The organism is Proteiniphilum saccharofermentans (genome assembly GCF_900095135.1).
Taxonomy (GTDB): domain Bacteria; phylum Bacteroidota; class Bacteroidia; order Bacteroidales; family Dysgonomonadaceae; genus Proteiniphilum; species Proteiniphilum saccharofermentans.
Genome location: NZ_LT605205.1, coordinates 2,867,278 through 2,889,837, shown reverse-complemented (window position 1 = coordinate 2,889,837; position 22,560 = coordinate 2,867,278). Strand labels below are relative to the sequence as shown.

General features: G+C 43.4%; 15 protein-coding genes. 14 read left to right on the top strand and 1 reads right to left on the bottom strand.

The window, feature by feature from the left end:
- Positions 1-56 precede the first annotated feature (56 nt).
- From PSM36_RS11260 to PSM36_RS11230, 7 genes are all read left to right on the top strand, one after another.
- Entirely contained in the window at positions 57-1,079 is a 1,023-nt protein-coding gene (locus PSM36_RS11260; RefSeq protein ID WP_076930975.1) for a LacI family DNA-binding transcriptional regulator, read from the top strand.
- Positions 1,080-1,240: 161 nt separating this feature from the next.
- Entirely contained in the window at positions 1,241-2,140 is a 900-nt protein-coding gene (locus PSM36_RS11255) for a diaminopimelate dehydrogenase (protein ID WP_076932215.1), read from the top strand.
- A 181-nt stretch (positions 2,141-2,321) separates the two neighbouring features.
- Positions 2,322-3,212, top strand: a complete 891-nt coding sequence (gene lgt / locus PSM36_RS11250) for a prolipoprotein diacylglyceryl transferase (RefSeq protein ID WP_076932214.1) — start codon at positions 2,322-2,324, stop codon at positions 3,210-3,212.
- A 199-nt stretch (positions 3,213-3,411) separates the two neighbouring features.
- A complete protein-coding gene (locus PSM36_RS11245) occupies positions 3,412-4,632 on the top strand; it encodes an FprA family A-type flavoprotein (protein ID WP_076930974.1) in 1,221 nt (406 codons plus the stop codon).
- 97 nt (positions 4,633-4,729) lie between these two features.
- Positions 4,730-5,539: a glucosamine-6-phosphate deaminase gene (gene nagB / locus PSM36_RS11240; RefSeq protein WP_019540322.1), complete on the top strand. Its 810-nt coding sequence runs from the start codon at positions 4,730-4,732 to the stop codon at positions 5,537-5,539.
- A 198-nt stretch (positions 5,540-5,737) separates the two neighbouring features.
- The gene (locus tag PSM36_RS11235) at positions 5,738-6,253 is read left to right on the top strand and encodes a TlpA disulfide reductase family protein (RefSeq protein ID WP_232001426.1); all 516 of its coding nucleotides are present in this window, start codon (positions 5,738-5,740) and stop codon (positions 6,251-6,253) included.
- Positions 6,254-6,273: 20 nt separating this feature from the next.
- Positions 6,274-6,876 carry a thioredoxin family protein gene (locus tag PSM36_RS11230; protein ID WP_076930972.1) on the top strand — a complete coding sequence of 201 codons (603 nt, stop codon included), beginning with the start codon at positions 6,274-6,276 and terminating at the stop codon, positions 6,874-6,876.
- Positions 6,877-7,037: 161 nt separating this feature from the next.
- Here PSM36_RS11230 and PSM36_RS11225 read toward each other — a convergent pair whose 3' ends face one another.
- A complete protein-coding gene (locus PSM36_RS11225) occupies positions 7,038-7,382 on the bottom strand; it encodes a GNAT family N-acetyltransferase (protein ID WP_019540326.1) in 345 nt (114 codons plus the stop codon).
- A 728-nt stretch (positions 7,383-8,110) separates the two neighbouring features.
- On the opposite strand from PSM36_RS11225, the gene PSM36_RS11220 reads away from it, so the two are divergent.
- From PSM36_RS11220 to PSM36_RS11190, 7 genes are all read left to right on the top strand, one after another.
- Positions 8,111-9,046, top strand: a complete 936-nt coding sequence (locus PSM36_RS11220) for a hypothetical protein (protein WP_076930971.1) — start codon at positions 8,111-8,113, stop codon at positions 9,044-9,046.
- Positions 9,047-9,164: 118 nt separating this feature from the next.
- Positions 9,165-12,341, top strand: a complete 3,177-nt coding sequence (locus tag PSM36_RS11215; protein ID WP_083711030.1) for a SusC/RagA family TonB-linked outer membrane protein — start codon at positions 9,165-9,167, stop codon at positions 12,339-12,341.
- 13 nt (positions 12,342-12,354) lie between these two features.
- Positions 12,355-13,878, top strand: coding sequence for a RagB/SusD family nutrient uptake outer membrane protein (locus PSM36_RS11210; protein WP_076930970.1), 1,524 nt, complete (start codon positions 12,355-12,357; stop codon positions 13,876-13,878).
- A complete protein-coding gene (locus PSM36_RS11205; RefSeq protein ID WP_232001425.1) occupies positions 13,875-14,870 on the top strand; it encodes a TlpA disulfide reductase family protein in 996 nt (331 codons plus the stop codon). The genes PSM36_RS11210 and PSM36_RS11205 overlap by 4 nt, the downstream gene beginning before the upstream one ends.
- A gap of 98 nt (positions 14,871-14,968) precedes the next feature.
- Complete coding sequence (locus tag PSM36_RS11200) at positions 14,969-17,488, top strand: M14 family zinc carboxypeptidase (protein ID WP_076930969.1); 2,520 nt, start codon at positions 14,969-14,971, stop codon at positions 17,486-17,488.
- A gap of 471 nt (positions 17,489-17,959) precedes the next feature.
- Positions 17,960-20,938: a SusC/RagA family TonB-linked outer membrane protein gene (locus PSM36_RS11195; protein WP_232001424.1), complete on the top strand. Its 2,979-nt coding sequence runs from the start codon at positions 17,960-17,962 to the stop codon at positions 20,936-20,938.
- Positions 20,939-20,980: 42 nt separating this feature from the next.
- On the top strand, positions 20,981-22,558 hold the full coding sequence (locus PSM36_RS11190; RefSeq protein WP_161947568.1) for a RagB/SusD family nutrient uptake outer membrane protein: 1,578 nt from the start codon (positions 20,981-20,983) through the stop codon (positions 22,556-22,558).
- Positions 22,559-22,560 lie beyond the last annotated feature (2 nt).

The following is a 22,560-nucleotide window of genomic DNA, read 5'->3' as shown; positions in this document are numbered from 1 at the left end:
GACTTAGTCTCTGCTTATTCCATTATTTCTGTTAGCTTTGTTAAAAAAATAGGATTATGCATCATAAATCGAATATAGTTGATATTGCCGAAAAGTCGGGATTCTCTATTACTACTGTCTCCAGGGTTTTGAACGGCAAGGCAGACAAATACAGGATCAGTAAAGCTACTCAGCAGAAAATAAAGGCTCTGGCGGAGGAGCTGAATTATGTTCCGAATGAATTTGCCCGTAATCTCCGCACCGGTAAAAGTAAAACGATTGCGTTGATTGTTCCTTCTTTAAAAAATCCTTTTTTTGCCGAGATAGCAAGCGTGGTAAATACAGAAGTGAGAAAATACAATTATATAACTATTATCGGAGACAGTGATGACAACATCGAAAATGAAAAAACAGAAGTAATGCATTTGTCATCGAGAAATCTGGATGGAATGATCATTGTTCCTTGCGGGGATGAATGGGGACATCTGGAGAGGATGCAGGAGAAAGGACTTCCGTTGATCTGTATTGACAGGTATTTTGAAGGGTTGGATCTCTCCTTTGTTTCTTCGGACAATTATGAAGGTGCCTATTCAGCATCTAAATATCTGATTGAGCACGGTCATACTTCTATTGCCTGTATCCAGGGGGTCAGACACTCAACCCCTAATATCCAGCGGGTAAGAGGTTTTGTAGATGCCATGATTAATTCCGGTATCACTTCATATACGGTGACCGGAGATGCTTTCAGTGAACAGAACGGATATCTGGAAACAAAGCTGTTGCTCCGGCAAAAAGTGAGACCTACTGCTATATTTGCCTTTAGCAATACTATTGCTATGGGATGTATAAAAGCGCTTAAAGAGGAGAAGGTGAAAGTACCGGAAGATATATCACTGCTTACATTTGACGATAATCCATACCTTAATTATATAGAGCCTCCGCTTACCTGTATATCGCAACCTGTGGAAGATATCTGCAAAATAGCTGTGAAAATACTGTTTTCCAATATACTGGAACATGATATCTCTCCCAAACATGTTCTGTTAAAAACCCAATTGAAAGTGAAAGCATCGGTAAAGAATTTAGGCCGTCCACTGTAAAATGGAAAGGTGGTAAAGTCAATTAAAAATTAAGTCTCAAATCCGACATCTCAAAATCGAAAGAGGTTTAGTCTGCCCGTTCTGCTCAAAAAATACCGGAGATGCATTTTATATGTGCATTGTTTTGCTTACTTTTGAATCCTCTAAAATATATTGTTTTTATGTCAAGAAAGATCAGAGCTGCCGTAGTAGGTTACGGAAATATAGGAAAATATGTGGTGGAGGCGTTGCAATCGTCCCCCGATCTTGAAATTGCCGGAATTGTCCGTCGCGATGCTGCGAATGTTCCCGCCGAGTTGAAAGAATATGATGTGGTAAATTCCATATCGCAACTCGAAGATGTGGATGTGGCGATACTTTGTACCCCTACGAGAAGTGTAGAGAAATTTGCATTGGAATGTCTGGAGTTAGGTGTCAATACGGTAGATAGTTTTGATATCCACGGTCAGATAGTACAATTGCGTGCATCGCTCGATGAGGCTGCGAAGAAACACAACGCCGTTTCCATTATTTCGGCCGGATGGGATCCGGGAAGCGACTCGGTGATCCGTACCCTTATGGAGGCGATGGCGCCTCGAGGAATTACCTATACTAACTTCGGCCCCGGTATGAGTATGGGGCATACCGTAGCCGTAAAGGCGATCACTGGTGTAAAAGCTGCTCTTTCCATGACTATCCCTACAGGCACAGGCGTACACCGCAGAATGGTCTATATTGAACTGGAAAAAGGACATGACTTTCAAACGGTAGCACAGGCTATTAAAGCCGATGATTACTTTGTCCATGACGAGACCCATGTTTTTCAGGTGGAGGATGTGGAGGCCCTCAAGGATATGGGACACGGTGTACTGATGGAACGCAAAGGCGTTTCGGGAAATACACAGAACCAATTGTTTAAGTTCGATATGCGTATCAATAACCCCGCACTCACAGCACAGGTGCTTGTAGCTGTAGCTCGTGCGTCGATGAAACAGCAACCCGGCGCTTATACCATGATTGAAATTCCTGTAGTGGATCTCTTGCCGGGAGAAAAAGAGGCGTGGATCAGGAAATTGGTATAAGTCAATGTAATAATGTGACAAACAACGTTCAACGGAATGAAACATAGTTAAATTTGCCAATCCCGATGAGTCGGGGACAAGGTGTCCTCGATTTATCAGGATTATCACATCATCTTATCAGTAAATTATCACATCATCACATTTTTCCTTATCTTTGTCGAAAATATCAATTCTGATGGACATATTACTCACTGTAACCTGGAATGTAGATCCCACACTTTTTACCGTTTTTGGGCGCGAAATTCGGTGGTATGGCCTTTTATGGGTCATAGGGTTGATTGTTGCCGTGTATATGGTGCAGCGTATCTTTAAGCGTGAAGATCTTCCTGAAAAGTGGTTCGATTCGCTTTTCTTTTATATGATCGTCGGTATTATCGTAGGAGCCCGCCTGGGGCATTGCCTTTTTTATGAACCGGCTTATTATCTCGCCAATCCCGTTGAGATACTGAAGGTATGGGAAGGAGGGCTGGCAAGCCATGGGGGAGTGATCGGGATTATCATTGCCGTCTGGCTCTATTCGAGGAAGGTGACCAAACTCAGCATGTTGTGGACGTTTGACCGGGTGATGGTGCCGACGGGATTTACCGCTGCAATGATCCGTTTCGGAAACCTGATGAATCACGAGATCTACGGAGGTCCGACCGACCAGCCGTGGGGATTCCGGTTTGTCACTAATCTCCACCAATGGATGCAGGGGGCTGAACCGGTTTATTCACAACCGTCGCATCCCACGCAGATATACGAAGGGTTGGCCTATCTGGTCGTTTTTGCCGTCACCGTGTATATGTACTGGAAAACCGATGCCAAAGACAGAAAAGGATTGATTACAGGCGTAGGTATCCTGCTGATTTTCCTGTTCCGCTTTTTCGTGGAATTTCTCAAGAATGTACAGGTCGAATCCGAAATAGCCATGCGTGATAATACGGGCCTGATCTTAGGCCAATGGTTGAGTATTCCCTTTATTATATGGGGTATATGGCTGATATGGAATGCCTTGCGAAGACCAGCTCAGGTAGCAGATACTCCAAAGCAATCGCAAATGGCACAGCCCGGATCGAAGAAGAAAAAATAATTTACTGATTTAGCGATTTGTTGATCCCGACAAGCCGGGACATGTAGTGATGATTAAAACTAAAGTGGGACAAGTCATGCCAATGAAACTGATAAAGAACGACATTTGTAATTAGTCATTAGTAATTGGTAATTAGTAATTAGTAATTAGTAATTTATTAACATGTTGATTTGTTGATTAATTAGGGAATACGAAATATATGTACAAGCCGATTGAAGTAACGGAAGATATTTTTTATGTGGGTGTGAACGACCGCACCAAACATCTTTTTGAGAGCCTATGGCCCTTGCCGCAAGGTGTTTCTTATAACTCCTATATTGTCAGGGATGAAAAAACTACACTGATCGATACCGTCGATATTTGCTATTCAGATCTTTTTATGCGTAAGATCCGGTCGGTGTTGGGTGATAATCCCATCGACTACCTCGTGGTGAACCATATGGAGCCCGACCATTCCGGTTCCATCGAATTCCTTGTCTCCAGATATCCGAATATCCAGATCGTAGGGAACAAGCGAACCCTTGAAATGCTGAAAGGTTTTTACGGGATAGTAGATAACGTGGTTGAAGTGAAAGATCTGGATGAGATGAGTCTGGGAAAGCGTACGCTCCAGTTTTACATGACTCCTATGGTACACTGGCCGGAGACGATGATGACCTATGTCAGGGAGACCAGAACCTTGTTTAGCGCTGATGCCTTTGGTACCTTCGGCACACTCGACGGTGGAGTGTTAGACAGGCAGCTTTGTCCTGAAAGGTATCGTGACGAGATGATCCGCTATTACTCCAATATCGTGGGAAAATTTGGCTCACCTGTGCAAACCGCCCTGAAAAAACTGGCCAATGTGGGTATCGACGCTATCTGTTCCACCCACGGTCCCGTATGGACGATCCCGGAAAATATAACCGGTGTGATTGCCTTGTATGATCGGTTAAGCCGTTATGATGCCGAAGAAGGACTGGTCATTGCCTACGGAAGTATGTATGGCCACACCGAAGAGTTGGCTGAGATCATTGCCGGCGAAGCTGCTGAAAACGGGGTAAAGAGCATTGTGATGCACAATGTGTCGAAAAGCTATGAGTCGGATATCCTTCGTGATGCGTTTAAATACAAAGGATTGATCATCGGATCACCTACCTATAACAATAAATTGTACCCTGCGGTTGACAGTTTGGTTTCCGCCCTGCAAAACCGCGGACTGAAGAATCGATTCTTCGGTTATTTCGGTGGTTTTACCTGGGCCGACGCCACTGCCAGACAATTTGAGGCTTTTGCCGGAGCAATGGAATTCGAAACAGTGGCTGAGCCTGTAATCATGAAGCAGGCTATGCTGGCCGACGTAGTGGAGAAAGCCCGCAATCTGGGTCGTACCATGGCGCAGAAACTGACTTCAGGTACAGAAGTAGTTCAACAAGTTTAGTCGTTTTCTGCGCTCGGCAAAGCAAATAAATTCACTTTGCTCTTGCTTAACGAAAACGTTCCAAATAATACATCTAACGGTCAATAAATAAAGAAACATGAGACTTATCATTCAGCCCGATGCCGACCAGATGGCACAATGGGCAGCAAATTACATTGCAGCAAAGATCAATAGTGCAAAACCGACGACAGAGAAGCCTTTCAAATTGGGATTGCCGACCGGGTCATCACCTTTGAAGACCTACAAGGCTTTGATCAAATTGTATGAAACGGGACAGGTATCATTTGAGAACGTGATTACGTTTAATATGGATGAGTATATCGGTTTGCCGGCAGACCACCCGCAAAGTTACCACACTTTTATGTGGGATAATTTTTTCAGTCATATCGATATTAAAAAGGAGAATGTATATATCCTCGACGGAATGGCAGAAGATCCGGAAGCTGAATGTGCCGCATATGAACTGGCCATAGCAGAGGCGGGAGGTATCGACCTTTTCCTTGGTGGGATCGGCCCCGATGGGCATATCGCCTTCAACGAACCCGGCTCTTCGCTTAGTTCGCGTACACGTGTGAAAACGCTTACCACCGATACGGTGATTGCCAACTCCAGATTTTTTGATAACGATGTGAACAAGGTACCTAAAACAGCGCTGACAGTAGGAGTAGGTACTGTACTTGATGCCAGGGAAGTGCTTATCCTTGTCAACGGACATCATAAGGCCCGTGCGCTCTATCACGCCGTGGAAGGATCTATTAACCAGATGTGGACGATCAGTGCCTTGCAATTGCATGAAAAAGGGATCATTGTTTGCGATTACGATGCCTGCGCCGAACTGAAAGTGGGTACTTACAAGTATTTTCTCGATATCGAACATGATAATCTGAATCCGGATTCGCTACTGTAGTGTATTGGTTGGTGTATTGCCAATTCTATATAACCGCTACCGTTTAGAAGATAAAAAGTGTGGGCTCCGGCCTGCACTTTTTTCTTGATACCTTAACGTTTTTTACTTGATCTTTAACAAGTTCCGTCGATTATTAAGTGAACAAGACCCGTTTATTGTTTGTTTACCGAGAAATCACAGTATCAATCGCACAGAAAAATGAACAAGGTAAAAAATATATTTCGTCTGCTTCCGGGCCTGCTGTTTCTGCTAATTCCTTTTCTCCTTTTTTCGGAAAACAGGAAAAGCGAAACAGAGATAAAAGTGGTCGATTTCAAACAACTTCAACCTTTGTTGGAACAAGAGGACGACACTATATATGTGGTGAATTTCTGGGCCACATGGTGTGCTCCCTGTCTCAAAGAGATTCCTTATTTTGAAGAATTCGGCGAAAAGTACCGTGACAGGAATGTAAAGGTGCTTATGGTAAGCCTTGATATGCGTAGCCAGTTAGAAACGAAACTGATCCCCTTTATTGAAAAGGAGAAGATGAAGAATGAGGTCATTCTTTTGGATGATCCCAGGTTCAATGATTGGATACCTTTGGTGGACAAGAGCTGGACCGGTGCCATACCTGCTACGCTTGTCTATGGGAACGGGTTCAGGAAATTTTATCCGAAAGAACTCACCTTGGCTGAACTGGAAGAGATTGTACAACCTCTATTGGCTAATTAACATTTTAAATGACAGTAACAATGAAACAGTTTTTAATTTTATCAGTTTTGACGTTGAGCGCATTATCGTTGAACGCGCAACCTATCGCGGTCGGTTCCGTTGCACCCGATTTCTCACTGAAGAATATCGATGGTACGACCGTCTCTTTGTCCGATTACGCAAATGAGAAAGGGGTGGTGGTGATCTTCTCCTGTAACCCTTGTCCTTATGTGCAGGCTTATGAAGACCGTATGATCGCTTTGCATAATGAGTTTGCTCCACAGGGAGTTCCGGTGGTGTATATCAACCCGAACGATCCGGTACAATCACCTGCCGACTCTTTTGAAGAGATGAAAAAAAGGGCTGCTGAAAAGAACTTCCCTTTCCCTTACCTGGTGGATGAAGGACAACAGGTATATCCGGCATACGGTGCTACCCGCACTCCGGAGATCTTCCTGTTAAAAAATGAAGGTAATGGACGGTTTGTGGTAGTTTATACCGGAACCGTGGATGATAATTATCAGGATCCAGCGGCTGTGACCGCTCCGTATGCAGCGAATGCAGTACGTGCTTTACTGGCCGGTAATAACCCCGATCCTGCAACAACAGTAGCGATTGGTTGCACTATAAAGCCAAAGGGATAATAGTTTTGGGTTATTAGAACGCAGAATAAATAATGCGGAATTTTATCCGCCGGATTGCAATCCTCCTTTCGGGAAGTATGCAGGTTCCGGCGGATTTTTTGCTTTTTTCAATAGCCGATGTTCGCCTTCAATTTTTTAAAGTTTACTTTATTTGATGACATTCAGTTATTCTTGTCTTTCGGCTTAATACCACAGGCCTCTCCTGTGGGTTCATCTTTGGAACGATACCATATATCGTTGTAATCATCAGGGCGCCTGCGGAATTTTGCCAGGATATAGGAGCATGACGGGATTACCTGATATCCATTCTCCCGTGCATAATTGACCATCTCATTGAATAATCTTCCGGCAATACCTTGCCCTTCCAGTTCTGGACGTACGCCTGTATGATAGGCGTTCAGCAGATTATCTTTTATTTCGAAATCCAGTTCAGCGACCTGCCGCCCTTCCTGTTCAATGAAAAAACTACCCCGGTTACTGTTGTCTATTCTGAATTGTATATCCATATCATTCAATTTTAATTGTGACCTGTTTGTGACCTACTTTATTAAAACATATTCCTCTTCTGATTTGTTGAGTCGTAAAATGCTTTACTTGTTAAGCAAGGAAAAAAGATTGAACCAGTACGGAGTTTGTGGAAATGTTAAAAATGATATCCTTGTGAGTTGAAAATGAGATTTTTGTAATTTTATTCGAAAAATACTATGAAAAAAGATATTATTTTTTGTGTAGAATGAACAAAAATGCATTACTTTTGTTTTTGAAATATAAATAAAGACAAAACGATAGTGAGAATATTTTTACAAGATACAGCCGCAACAATATGTAACACTTCAGTAAAAAGGGGATGTTGCATGTGTATGTGTATGGACATGTGTATGTCCTTCAGGCGATGTTGTGTCGGAGTAGAATAAAAGAACAATAGAATATATTACGTTAATATAGAACTCTCCTGGTACAATAAAATATCAGGAGAGTTTTTTTATCTTAGGGTTAGAGTCAATTAAAAAAATCAAATGAATAAATATTTTATCCAATATAACGATAATACTTGTACTACATGTTGTATGACGATGTGTTGCTGTATGGCTATGTGTATGGTCAGGAATCATATCGTATTGGATAGGGGAAAATAGTATTATAATAAAAACATAAAACATAAAAAACTCCACCGATACGGCTTCGGTGGAGTTTTTTTTTTGCTCAATATTAATTATTAAAAAAACGAATGACAATGAAAAGATTTGGATTTATTAGGTTATCATTAGTAGTTGCTGTATTGTTTTCTACAAACGCTATAGCTCAGCAGAATTCCAGGGAAGTGATATACATTAAGAGTGCACGGTTTGCCACACCTCTTATAGAAAAATGGGCTTCTGAGTATGAAAAAGTGAACTCCCAAATAGAAATTAAGTTTGCGGAAGGGCAATCATCCGCTGAAGATATCGATTTAAGCTTTATCACTTCCATCAATGAAGAGGGGGCTGAAAATGGAAATCAAATTGTATCATATACCGGACGATATGCTTTGCTTCCGGTTACCAATGCGGACAATCCGCTGTTAAACGAACTGAAGCGGAAAAGATTAAATGGTAAGAGGTTGGAAGATCTGTTTTTTGACAAGGATAATCTTGATGAATATTCCGATTCGTCGGATAAACAAAAATATGATATAACGATCTATTCGGGGACCAATAGCAATTCCTTTGCCGGCACCTTTGCCTCTCACTTCGGATATTCTGCAGCTGATATCAGAGGACGAAAAATATCCGGTGACGATATTTTCCTTATAAATGCCATACAGAAAGATAATTCAGGGGTCACATTTAATAATCTCAGTTATATCTTCGATATTGATACCCGAGGATTGAAAAACGGCTTAGCCCTTATTCCTTTAGATATAAAAAAAGAACAGCGTGAAATATTGCAGGAAGCCGATATTGACAAGACTATAGCTCTGCTCGAAAATGAAAGGATATCGCTTATCCCTGTTGAAAATATCGGATTCGTTTATCAGGAGAATAATATTCCGGCAAAAAGATTTTTGAAATGGATCCTCTCGGAAGGACAAAAATATAATCAGGAATACGGTTTTCTTAAGGTCGAAGAGGCCATTTTGTCTGCACAGTTGAAGGAGATTGAGGATTTGCTTCTGACAGCTACTTACTGAAGTGTTTGAAAATAAGAAATATATAAAATCATTCGTTGCAACAAAAAGATAAGCGCTCCCATTAGCCAATTGCAGTCGGACGCGGAAGCGCTTATATTCACTCTAAAAAAATTAGAATATGACAAATGTATCACTTTTTTACAGGAACAGAAGATTATCCCTCATATTAAAAAAAGGTATTTACGTTTTTTTAATCCTTCTTTTGTGTTCTTTCAGTACTTATGGGCAGGAAACCATACGGGGTACAGTCGTTGATAAAGAGAATCATCCGCTTCCCGGAGTTGCTGTTGCTATAAAATCGACCACTATCGGAACAGCAACCGATATAGACGGGAATTTCAGTTTTACCACAGACCAATCGCTTCCGCTTACATTGACAATTAACCTTTTGGGTTATAAGACACAGGAAATCGATGTATATGAGGCAAATGAAATCATAAGGGTAATATTGTCGGAAGATATTAATTATCTCGACGAAGTGGTTGTGGTAGGTTATGGTACAGCCAAAAAGTCCAGCTATACGGGATCGGTCGCAGTGGTTGGAGCCAGGGAGTTGGAAAAACTGGAAATCACTTCTGTCGGGAAGGCTTTACAGGGGACGGTCCCGGGACTTCAGTCAGTTTCTTCCGCGGGTCAGCCCGGTAGCGATGCTTCGCTGTATGTGCGCGGGATAGGCTCAGTCAATGCTTCCACATCGCCTCTGTATGTTGTGGATGGTGTTCCCGGAGCAAATCCCAATCAGATAAGCGGGAAAGATATTCAGTCGATATCGATACTGAAGGATGCTACTGCAAGTGCCCTTTATGGATCGAGAGGCGCTAATGGTGTAATCGTTATCACCACTAAATCGGGAAATCTCAACACGAAACCGGTAGTCAATTTTTCGAGTAGTGTGGGGTTTACGAGCCGCGCCGTCAAAGACTACGAGTATCTCTCTGCAAACGAATATTACGAATTGCAATGGGAGGCCATCCGCAATACCCAGTCAGACCAGGGTAGAACTGCTGCAGAAGCTGCTCAATATGCGACCGATTACCTCGTTGACGGTGCACTTAAAGTGAATATCTACGGCCCTCAGTATCCTAAGCCTGTCGGTACGGACGGAAAATTGGTTGCCGGAGCAACGCCGTTATGGAATGACGACTGGGGTAAAGCGATCTCACGACTCGGAATACGTCAGCAATACGATCTGAGTGTCAGTGGTGGAAGTGCTAATACAAGATATTTCCTGTCAGGGGGATATTTAAATGAAGAAGGGTGGATAAGAACTGCTGAATACGAACGTTTCAATTTCCGTACAAACATACAATCGAAGATCAATAACTGGTTCGAGATCGGTGGGAATGCCTCACTTTCGTCGAGTTATCAAAGATCTCCCAACCAAAGCGACAGTAATACGGGAAACTTTGCCAATTTCCAACGCCTTATTTCCAATATTTATCCTGTTTACGAACGTAATCCCGATGGTTCGTACGTGTTGGACGAAAACGGGAATAAAAAATGGGATTATGGCGTATGGCGTCCCACTACAGCCGCCAGCGGAGTGAATATTCTCGGAAGTGCGGAACATGCCATATCGGGTAGTAAAACAGAGGCTGCATTGCTTAGCACAAACTTCAATATCACTTTTCTACCCGGTTTATTGTGGAAGACGACAGCAAGTGTCGATTACAGGACAGGAAGTTCGCACTCTTATTCCCATTCCTATTACAGCACGGGGGTAATATCCGAAGGTGCAGGTACTGCCAGCAGGAGCGCAAGCCGCACACTCAACTATACGGTCAACAGTTTTATCGATTATAGCTTTGGCCTGGGTAAATCACATTCCTTTAACCTGCTTGCCGGGCCGGAAATATATGTAAATAATGTATCATCATTGTCAGGAAGCCGCACCGGCTTCCAGGTATTGGGTAAAACCGAACCTTCGGCAGGTTCCACAAGCGGCATCTTCTACGGAACTTCCGACAATTACCGGTTGGCAAGTTGGTTGAGTAAACTGGATTACAATCTTCTTGATCGTTATCATTTCTCTGCCAGTTACCGCCGTGATGGCTCTTCACGTTTTAGTAAGGAGTCGCGCTGGGGTAATTTCTGGTCGGTGGGCGCCGCCTGGAATGTGAAGAGGGAAAATTTCCTGCAGCATGTGAGGGATATCGACAACCTAAACCTTCGTTTCAGCTACGGAGCACAAGGTAACGACAATGTGGGTAATTATGCTTACGGCGGTTTTTATGAGATCTATAACAGTCTGGATATGCTGGGATTATTGCCGTCTGAGCTTCCAACGCCCGAATTGAAATGGGAAACAAACTTAAATCTCAATTTCGGGATAGATATTTCCCTGTTCGAGAACCGGTTGATCGCCCAGATCGATGTGTATAACCGGCAATCGAAAGACTTGCTGTTTGAAAAACCGCTTTCTCCTTCCACCGGTTATAGCGGCATCAATGCCAATATCGGTTCATTGAGCAACAGAGGTATCGACGGGCAGATAACCGGTACGCCTATCCGGAATAAAGATTTCAATTGGGATATTACTCTCAACTTCGGACATTATACCAATAAAATAACCAAATTGCCCCAGGAAGAAATACTTACAGGTTCGATAGGACAATTCGGAAATACCAAGAAAATGGTAGAAGGTGGCTCGGTCTATGACTTTTATATCAAGGAATGGGCGGGAGTCAATCCTGAAAATGGGAAAGCCACATGGTATAAAGATATTGTTGACGAAAATGGAAATGTAACCGGACGGACTACTACCGAAGATCAGACAGAAGCCACACAGTACTTCCAGGGAAGTTCATTGCCTGATTTTTATGGTGGTTTGAACAACCGGATTTCCTATAAAGGATTTGAACTGTCATTCCTTTTATCGTATAGTATAGGAGGTAAGATATTTGATGGCGACCAACCGTTTATCATGCATTTGGGATATGCACCCGGCCGGAACTGGTCGAAAGAAGCACTTACGCGTTGGACCCCGGAAAACAGAGATACCGATTTTCCCCGCCTCTCTTATGTCTCCGACCCGTGGAATACAATTCCATCGACTCGATTTCTATATAGCGCTACGTATGCACGCCTGAAAAATGTTGTTTTTTCCTATTCATTCCCACAGCAATTATTATCGAACTGGAATTTATCGGATCTGAGACTGTATCTCACAGGTGATAATATTCTGACTTTCTTCGGTCATAAGGGATTGGATCCCGAGCAAACCGTTTCCGGCTCGACATTCTACCGTTATCCCGCGCAAAAATCATATTCACTGGGAATTAATGTGTCATTTTAATTAAGATAAGATTATGAAGCTGAAATTTATATATATACTGGTCGCTTTATCATTATTTACATCGACTCTACTTACGTCGTGCAGCGACAGTTTTTTCGAGACTTCTCCGGCAACCCTGATTACTACACCGGAGGTTTTCTCTTCCGAGGACAATATCGATGCCTTTATTAACGGGGCAATTCGTTATCTGATGGAAAACAGTACATCCCAGGATAATCCGGGACTTCCCGCCATTTTTCTTACACATGAAGTAATGGGTGAAGATGCTTTTGCACGTGACGGGCGTTATGGATTTCGTGATTCATATCCATACCGCGATCCGTTCGATAATACGACAAGGCGTGCTTTGTTCTTCTGGACTTTGCAATACACATCGATTGATCATGCGAACAATATAATTGCCAATATTGATATCGATGAGAGTACAAAACAGAGCATAAAACATCTCAAAGGGCAGGCTTATGCTTTACGCGCATACAATTATTTAAACCTGGTACGTCAGTACCAGTTCACATACGTAAAAGATGCGAATACGAAAGCTATTCCTGTCTATACCGAGCCTACGACTCCCAGTACCAATCCCAATCCCCTGTCGACAGTCAGTGAGGTATATGATTTGATTATTAAAGATCTGACGGAGGCGGAGAAACTGCTTCCAGGATTTGAACGTACAGTGAAGAACCGTCCCGATATTAACGTGGTGTACGGATTATTTGCCCGTACCTATCTTACGCTTGAAAATTGGGAACTTGCAGCCGAGTACGCAGCCAGGGCCCGTGCAGGCTATCCTGTTATGACGCCTGAACAATATACCGGAGGATTTAATGATGTCAGTAATCCGGAATGGATCTGGGGGCATCCGCAAACCCAGACTCAGAACAAGGGAGGCGCGTCATATCTGGCATATATAGAAACAACGCCTTACACCACAGATGCAAACGGAACGAATCTTTATTACGGTTACAACAGCATCATGCCTGATCCCCATTTTATAGCTCTGTTTGACGATGGGGATATACGTAAATCGCTTTTCGAGATAGCCACGCAACCGGCAGAGGCACTGTATAGGCATTACAGGTATAAGAAATTCAGGAATAAATATCCTAATCACGACGGGCATATTGTTCTGATGCGTTCTTCGGAAGTATTACTTATTGAGGCTGAAAGCAAAGCCCGGTTGAATGATGTGAATGGCGCCGTTGGAACGCTGAATGAATTGCGCCGCAACAGAAATCTTTCTGATCTGTCGGCAACCGATTTTGACAAGGAGGGTATCATCGATGAAATCCTGCTTGAACGTCGGCGTGAACTCTGGGGCGAAGGTTTCCGCCTGTATGATATTCTGCGCTTACAAACAGCACCTGTCCGTCGGGAAACAACGGAGACTTTTGTAGATGATGAGGGTAGAACGGTGTCTGTAAGAGGACATTGGATCACCAAATTCCCCGATGGCACCGATTTAGTGCCTAACAGTAAGTATTATCTTTTCCCTATTCCATTAAACGAGATCAATAACAATCCTAATTTAGATAAATGATGAAGAAGAACTTATTATTAATCGCAATCATTTTTGTGGCATTCTCATGCAAAGACAAAAACAGTTTTACGCTCAACGGTACAGTTGAGGGTGTGCAATCCGGTACGGTCTATTTGCAGAAATTCAGTAACAAAACATTTTTTGTAATAGACTCAGCAGCAATAACAGACGGAAAATTCCGCTTTTCAAAGGATATAGAACTTCCGGAAATTTACGGGTTAACATTGGATACATTGAAAAATTCCTTCCTCGTCTTTTTCGATGAAAGTCCGGTAACGATACATCTTGATTCTTCACGTTATTATCGCAACACGAAAGTAGAAGGTTCGAAGTTGCACGATTTGTTTGTGGAATACAAAGCGCAACGCCATGTGAAGATCGACTCGTTCATCCGTCAACATCCTGCTTCGCTGGTATCGGCTTATGCCCTTTATCGCGATTTTTCCTACCGGTTGTCACCCGAAGAGATCAGGTCAAATATTGAATTGCTTGATCCTTCTTTATGGAAAACGCCATACGTACAAACGTTGGAAGAATTGATAAGTACTCTCGAAGTGGTAGCGATCGGTAAGCAAGCACCCGACTTTATAGTGAGTAATACGGAAGGGAATACGGTAAGATTTTCGGATTATTTGGGAGGAGAATATGTGCTGCTTGACTTCTGGGCATCGTGGTGCGGACCTTGCCGAAGGGCAAACCCGGGTAAGGTAGCCGCGTATGGTAAATACAAGGACAAAGGTTTTGGCGTTTTTTCCGTATCACTTGACAAAAGCAGGGAGAGATGGTTGGAAGCCATTGAAAAAGATAACCTTACATGGACGCATACTTCCGACTTGTTACATTGGGATAGCGAACCGGCAAAATTATACGGCGTGAGAGCCATTCCTGCTAATTTCCTGATAGATAAAAACGGTACTATCGTTGCCCGGAATCTCAAAGGGGAAGAGTTAGATAAGACTTTGGGTGATTTGTTGTCAAAAATTGAAAATTGAAAGTTGAAAATTAGAGGGTGATGGTTGTTGTTTGACAATCAGCGGATTGACAAGTAAGGAGATCAACAAATCATCACATCATTACATCAATAAGTTGTATGAAAAAAGTTATAACGACAATTATTATATCACTTGCAGTACTGTTGTCTGCTCATGTGAAAGCGGAGAAAACAGATTATTTCTTTGCTCCGGAAGTAATATTCGATTCAACCATCCCGACTCCGGAAGAGTTTTTAGGTTATGAGATCGGTAGCAGGATTACCGAACACAGTAGAATAAATGCATATTACGAGAAGCTCGCCGAACTATCCGACAGGACTTCCCTGATAGAGATCGGGCAAACGCATGAAAAGCGTAAGCTGTATGTACTGATCGTTTCATCACCCGAAAATATAAGAAATCTAGATAGGTATAAAGAAGCCCGAAAGAACGTTCGCCAGGGAGAAAAGCCGGACAGCCCGCTGATCGTCTTCCTGGGAAATACGGTGCATGGGAACGAAATCTCTTCCTCGGAAGCGGCATTATTGTCGGCTTATTATTACGTAGCCGCGCAAAATGATTTTTTATTGAAACAGCTGGAAGAGGGGATCTATTTTATTGATCCCGTACGCAATCCCGACGGACAGGAGCGCTTCGCCTCATGGGTGAACTCGAATACAAGTGTAAATAGCTACAATATTTCCCAGTTCGACCGTGAGCATACAGAGGGTTGGCCCAGAGGCCGCGGCAACCACTATTGGTTTGACCTCAACCGCGATTGGGTGAATATCGTGCATCCTGAAAGTAAGGCGCGTGTAGCGTTTTATCAGGATTGGCTGCCTCATGTGCAGGCTGACCATCATGAAATGGGGACAAATAGTACCTTCTTTTTCGAACCGACTGACCCCGATGGGAATGAGAGCCGCTTTGTTCCGCAATCGACCTATCAGCTTAACCGGCTTTTTGCAGATCATTACGCCAAAGCACTGGATAAAATCGGCTCCTTTTATTATACAAAAGAATCTTACGACAATAAAAACCCGAATTTTGGTTCTACTTATCCCGATTATAACGGAGGCGTGGGAATCCTTTTTGAGCAGGGATCGTCGAGAGGTCTGAAACAGGAATCGGATAACGGGATCGTGACGCTTCCCTTTACCGTAAGGAACCAGTTGGTAACAAGCATTGCGACGGTTGATGCAGCCATAGCGCATAGAGATGCTTTATTCGATCTTCAGAAGGAATTTTTTACCCCGCTTCGGGGAAGGGAGGCTTCGAAATCATATATTATCGGCGATAGCTATGACCTGTCCCGATTGCACAAGTTCGTCCAGCTGTTACTCGACCACCGCCTGGAAGTATATGAAAATGCAAACGACGTCACAATAGACAGTGTACAATATGAAAAGGGAAAATCCTACATCATTCCGGCAGGACAACCTAACAGCGCGTTGGTGGGAATTATTTTCGACGATATAAAAGAGTATGACGATGCTTCAAAATTGGGTTACGGAGCCGGTTTTTCTGTCGCTTATTCCACCGGGCTTTCTTATAATGTAACAGCCTCTTCGTCGAGGGGAGCAAGGGTACAGACATTACCGCAAGTATATACCGGCAGTTTGCAACCGTCGGAGTATGCCTACCTGGTGGATTATCGTGACTCGAAAAGCCAACAATTGCTTTTCAGGCTTTTGGAGAGAGATATTCTGGTTAAATCGGCCTTTAAACCGTTCTCCATAAGTACGGATAAAGGTGTGAGGGATTTTTCTTATGGTAGCCTGCTTATTCCCGTAAAAAATCAGACTATCTCTTCCTCCGAATTATATGCGATATTGAAAGAACTGGCGGAACAGGAAAAAATTGATATTATTCCTGTCTCTACAGGCCTTAATGTGAAGGGAGTCGACCTGGGCAGCAGCACCTTTAAGCGGATAGAGAAACCGAAAGTACTGGTCGTGACAGGAGGTGATGTCTCATCGCTTGAAGCCGGCGAAGTGTGGCATCTGTTCGACCAGCAATTAAAATATCCGTTGGTACGCGTCGATTTCAACATTTTCGGACGGGTTCCTCTGAATGAATTCAACCGGATCGTTTTTGTAAGTGGAAATTATTCGTTTTTGAATGAATCGGAGATCGAAAACTTAAAAAACTGGGTTAGGAACGGAGGTACGCTTATTACCCTTAACGGAGCTTCCCGATGGGCGATAAGCAACAAAGTTACTTCGGCAAAATTAGTAGAAAGACCTGATACTACCGGGCAAAGGCAAGGCACAGGTGTTTCGTCCCGTTCGTTCGGAAGATTCCCGACATCTGTATTCCAGACAAAGATAGACCTGGAACATCCCCTGGCTTTCGGGCTGACAAGCGAAAAACTGCCGGTAGTACGGGAAAGCGCCTTGTTTCTTGCTCCTTCATCCAATGCGGTATCCGTATATACCGACGATCCCTTGCTCAATGGTTATATCTCTTCCGAACATCTGGAGAGGCTGAAAGGTTCCGCCTCTATCCTGGCGAATAATTCCGGCAGGGGGAGTGTGATCCTCTTTGCCGAAGATCCGTTGTTCCGCGGAATATGGGATGCTACGGGCCGTACTTTTGTGAATGCGGTTCTATTCGGGAATAATATTTCCGGAAGATAGTGCTGCTGGTTTTCTTTTTGTTTCTTGTAAATAAATCCGTAATAAATAATAATAAAATTATGCGCCTATGATGAGACAATAGTAACAGTGTATTTATTTAATAATTCCGGAAATTTTTAATACTGAAATAACAACAGTATTGACTTAAGTACAGAAGCCTAAAATCGTTTTAATTATCTGATTATTTATAGTTAGAATATCAATGACTATAAGTAGGGGAGGATAATATAAACTAATTTCAATCTTGTACTTAAGAGAAATTAATTCGTTAAAAAAGATAAGCGCTCCCATAAGCCAATTGGAGTCGGACGCGGGAGCGCTTTTTTCTAAAAAAATTAGAATATGACAAATATATCACTTTCTTTCAGGAACAAACTATGCTATCTTACATTAAAAAAATGTATTTACATTTTTTTAATCCTTCTTTTGTGTTCCTTCAGCGCTTACGGGCAAAAAACTATACGGGGGACAGTGGTTGATAAAACGAATCAACCTATCCCCGGAGTCTCCGTGTTTATAAAATCAACAACTACGGGGACAGTAACGGATATAAACGGAGAATTTAATTTTATTACGGAAGAATCGCTTCCGCTTGCATTGACGGTTAGTTTCCTGGGGTATAAAACACAGGAAATTGATGTGTATGAGGTAAATGAGACCATAAGAATCACATTGTCGGAAGACATTAATTATCTCGACGAAGTGGTTGTGGTCGGTTATGGCACGCAGAAACGGAAAGAACTTACCGGGGCTATTTCAACGGTTTCCAAAGCAACGCTGTCTGTGCCGGTCACCTCGTTCGATAATCTTTTGGGAGGCGCCGTAGCGGGGTTGAACATCACGCAGGGGGGACAACCCGGTTCAACCTTCTCTACCCGCATCCGTGGTGGCAATTCTATAAACGCCGGGAATGAACCTTTGTTTGTGGTCGACGGTGTGATCCTCTACGGTAGTGGTGCCACAGGGGCAGGCTTGAGTCAGGTTACTGCAAACCTGGACCCCTTATCAGCCATCAATCCCAGTGATATTGAATCCATTGAAGTTTTGAAAGACGTATCTGCCACCGCCATTTACGGCTCACGCGGATCGAATGGGGTTATTATCATTACGACTAAAAGCGGAAGAAGAGGCAGTGATAATATTCAGTATCAATATACTGTTGGCTGGCAGGAAGCTACTCAAAAACTGGATTTACTGACCGCGGGCGAATGGGCGGCGCTCAATAAGGAAATAAATCCGAACGGGCATTTCAAGGACTATACTGATGCCCAGATCGCCGCGCTTGGCAAAGGTTACGATTGGCAAAACGCCGCTTTGCGCACGGGCGTTAACCATAATCATAACATTTCGTTTAACGGCGGCGATGAGAAAACCCGTTATTTCATTTCGGCGAATTATACCAATCAGGAGGGTATTTTGCAGAATACAGATTTCAAACGTTACACGGGCAGGTTGAATTTCGACCGGGACATATTAAGTAATCTTTCAATCGGTTTAACTTTGAATGCAAGCAAGTTGGAGCAGAACGGACTGAACAATTATCCGACCTATGCCAATGGATTGTCGAATCCTTTCGAATCGATTATACGGACTTCACCGGCAAATCCGATCTATAATGACGACGGCAGCTTCAACTACAGAAACCGCTATGAACTGGGCGATCTTATCAAAGGTGATGTTACGACAAACGCGCTATCCGATCTGCTCAATACAACCGCTCAAAATATCAGCAACACTTTACTGGGTAATTTCTCTTTGCGGTATGCCATTATACCCGAATTGGTGTTCAAGGTAGATGCCGGTACAAATATTATTAATGCCACACAGAATTACTATGCGCCTTCCTATACCGCCGGTGGTTTTCAGGCCAACGGATATGCCAGCGTAGGCAACCGCCGCACAGATATATGGCAGTATGAATATACGCTTAATTATACAAAGCAATTGAATAAAGACCATTATATCGACGTTCTGGCAGGTTACACCACGCAAACGACGCTTGCGGAATATACTACTGCTTCCGCAACCGATTTTGCCAATGAACAACTTTTGTGGCATAGCCTGCAAAGCGGTGCTGCACGACAGGCACCGACTTCGGGAGGTTCGGAAGCAATACTCAATTCTGTTATCGGAAGGATAAACTACTCCTTAAAAGGCCGTTATAATCTCACGGCCACTTTACGTGCCGACGGGTCGTCGAGGTTTGCCGCCAACAACAAATGGGGATATTTCCCGTCTCTTGGCGTGTCGTGGAATGTGAGCGAGGAGTCTTTCCTGAAAGACAACAAAAGCATTAACGACCTCAAACTTCGCGCCAGCATAGGTACTGTGGGAAATCAGGAAATCGGTGATTACCGGTATGCAGCGCTTTACGGCACAACGAGCAATTATTCATTCGGGGAACAGTTGGTGGTGGGGTATATCCGCACAAATCCTGAAAATCCCAATTTAAAATGGGAAAAAACCATCTCTTATAATATCGGAGCCGATATAGGTCTGTTCAATAACAGATTGAACCTGGCAGCGGATGCCTATTATAAACTGACAACCGACTTGTTATTAGATACACCGGTAGAAATATCAACCGGTTTTGGTTCGGTGCTGCGTAATGTGGGAAGCGTCAGTAATAAAGGCGTTGAATTGGAAGCACGTGGTTTAATTGTCAATACGAGAGATTTAAACTGGACACTCTCCGCGAATATCGCCAAAAACATCAACAGGGTCGAGGACCTCGGACCGGGAATTGACAATATTGGCAATACCATTTTCGTGGGACAACCTTTGGGAGTACATTATCTGATTGAATATGCCGGAATTATTCAGAAGGGAGAAGATTTAACAAAGATAGTCGGACCTTCATGGAAGCCTGTCGTAGAGTATGGAGATGAAAAATTCGTCAACCAGAACGATGATAATGTTGTTAATGAAACAAGCGACCGTGTGATCTTAGGTACAAGCAACCCTGACATTACTTACGGGTTTTCTACAACACTTTCTTATAAATCGTTCAGTCTGTTTGCCTCCTTCCAGGGAGTAGCGGGGAATAAGATATATAATTCACTGCGTCAATCTCTTGAAGAGCCTAACACCGCTTACAACGTGTCGGCTGCACTTAAAGACAGATGGACCGAATCGAATCCTTCCACAACAATCCCGAAAATACGTTCATATTCAACAACGTATCGTACCAGCCGCTATTTAGAAGACGGTTCTTTTCTTCGTTTGAAAAATATTACTTTGAGTTATACGCTTCCGGTAGTTATTCAGGCAGTTCCATCAGCCCAATTCAGGGTATTTGCATCGGGACAGAATTTGCTTACTTTGACAAAATTCAAGGGTTACGACCCTGAAACCGACGGAGGAGCAGTCACGGCGCTTAATCCGATTGCTACACGGATTGCTTATCCGCTTTCACGGACAGTTTCGCTCGGTATCAACTTATCTTATTGAATCAATCAGGTAATGTATGTTTCATTCAAAAATAAAAACAAAATGAGAAAAATCATCCTATTATCAATCATATTATCCGTTGCTTTTATATCGTGCAGCGATTTGGATTTAGCGCCTGTGGGACAACTTGCAGATGGTAATTTTCCTGCAAGCGACGGCGACGCGCTTACATTGGTGAATGCTGCCTATCAGCCCAATGTGGGAATAAGTACAGGATTGGGATACCTGATCGACTTAACTTCGGAGGAAGAAGTTAACGCAGAGAACGTTAACAGTGGAGGTTATTATTTGGGAATTTTATCGATAGATCCCACCAACAGCTATGTGAACAGTGTATGGAATGCTTTATACAATGGCATAACCCGTGCCAATGATGTCGTTGACAAGGTGGAACCATCCCCAAACGTATCTTCCGATCTGAAAAAACGTATTGTGGGGGAAGCGAAATTCCTTCGCGCCTACTATTATTTCTATCTCGTTCAACTCTGGGGTGACGTGCCTTTGGTATTGCATAATATTGACGGGTCGAATACTACCCGTGCTGCAGTTGATGATGTATATGCGCAGATTGTCCGGGATCTTGAAGACGCAGCCGAATCGCTGCCACGTGTCAATGAATATGCTGCAGCCGACAAGGGACGCGCCACCAAAGGCGCCGCATACGCTTATTTGTCAAAAGTATACCTGGTTTGGGGGCAAACTTCTCCTACGGCAGATGCCGCAACTCAAAGAAACTATTTCAGCGAGTCGGTAAAATATGCCGATCTGGTAACGGATTACGAGCTTCAGGAAGATTTCCTCGACAATTGGACGATACCCAATGGCAAGGAAAGTATTTTCGCCACGCAACATATAAAAGGGCAGGCAAGCGCCAGCGACGGCGGCAATCACCTTGTACATTGCTCGTTTGCCAATGGGTTTTCGAACACGAGTTTACCGCACGTGTTTCCGTCGACAAACAGATGGTATGATGATTTCGATGACCGCGACCAGCGTAAAAAAGGAACCTACGCAAAAGAACTATACGATCCCACAGGTGACAGTGTTTTTGTGTTCGAGCGTATCCGTTACCGTAAATATATAGACACTACGGATGTGGTCTCATCGGCTAATACGCGCGATATCAACCGTACGATTATTCGTTACGCGGAGGTATTGCTGCTGAAAGCCGAAGCTATTAACGAATTGAACGGAGCTCCCAATGCAGAGGCTTACGAAGCTATTAATCAGGTCAGGCGCCGGGCGTTCAGGCATCCCTTGACAGTTCCTTCCGCCGACGACCTGCCCGCCGGATTGGATTATGAGGGTTTCAAAACAAAAATACAGCAGGAACGCGTTCTTGAACTTACCTACGAACAGAACCGGAAGACAGACCTTATCCGCTGGCGTATATACCTAAAAACCCTGCGTGATGCCGTAAGTAACGGTTATGTTGATCCCGGATACGGCAAGCAAAACGTCAAGTTGAAACATTACCGTTTTCCCATTCCCAAAACACAACGTGATATCAATCCCGACGGGTTATGGCAGAATTGGGGCTACGATGGCTATGATGAGAGTAAAACGGGGATAAATCCTTATGCGGCCCATGAGCCTCAATATGCGGGAGAAACTATTTAAGC

What these genes read in the sequence shown, in the direction of transcription:
- PSM36_RS11260 (WP_076930975.1), top strand. Translation starts at nt 57, where the DNA reads ATGCATCATAAATCGAATATAGTTGATATTGCCGAAAAGTCGGGATTC.
- PSM36_RS11255 (WP_076932215.1), top strand. Translation starts at nt 1,241, where the DNA reads ATGTCAAGAAAGATCAGAGCTGCCGTAGTAGGTTACGGAAATATAGGA.
- PSM36_RS11245 (WP_076930974.1), top strand. Translation starts at nt 3,412, where the DNA reads ATGTACAAGCCGATTGAAGTAACGGAAGATATTTTTTATGTGGGTGTG.
- nagB (WP_019540322.1), top strand. Translation starts at nt 4,730, where the DNA reads ATGAGACTTATCATTCAGCCCGATGCCGACCAGATGGCACAATGGGCA.
- PSM36_RS11235 (WP_232001426.1), top strand. Translation starts at nt 5,738, where the DNA reads ATGAACAAGGTAAAAAATATATTTCGTCTGCTTCCGGGCCTGCTGTTT.
- PSM36_RS11230 (WP_076930972.1), top strand. Translation starts at nt 6,274, where the DNA reads ATGAAACAGTTTTTAATTTTATCAGTTTTGACGTTGAGCGCATTATCG.
- PSM36_RS11225 (WP_019540326.1), bottom strand. Translation starts at nt 7,382, where the DNA reads ATGGATATACAATTCAGAATAGACAACAGTAACCGGGGTAGTTTTTTC.
- PSM36_RS11220 (WP_076930971.1), top strand. Translation starts at nt 8,111, where the DNA reads ATGAAAAGATTTGGATTTATTAGGTTATCATTAGTAGTTGCTGTATTG.
- PSM36_RS11215 (WP_083711030.1), top strand. Translation starts at nt 9,165, where the DNA reads ATGACAAATGTATCACTTTTTTACAGGAACAGAAGATTATCCCTCATA.
- PSM36_RS11210 (WP_076930970.1), top strand. Translation starts at nt 12,355, where the DNA reads ATGAAGCTGAAATTTATATATATACTGGTCGCTTTATCATTATTTACA.
- PSM36_RS11205 (WP_232001425.1), top strand. Translation starts at nt 13,875, where the DNA reads ATGATGAAGAAGAACTTATTATTAATCGCAATCATTTTTGTGGCATTC.
- PSM36_RS11200 (WP_076930969.1), top strand. Translation starts at nt 14,969, where the DNA reads ATGAAAAAAGTTATAACGACAATTATTATATCACTTGCAGTACTGTTG.
- PSM36_RS11190 (WP_161947568.1), top strand. Translation starts at nt 20,981, where the DNA reads ATGAGAAAAATCATCCTATTATCAATCATATTATCCGTTGCTTTTATA.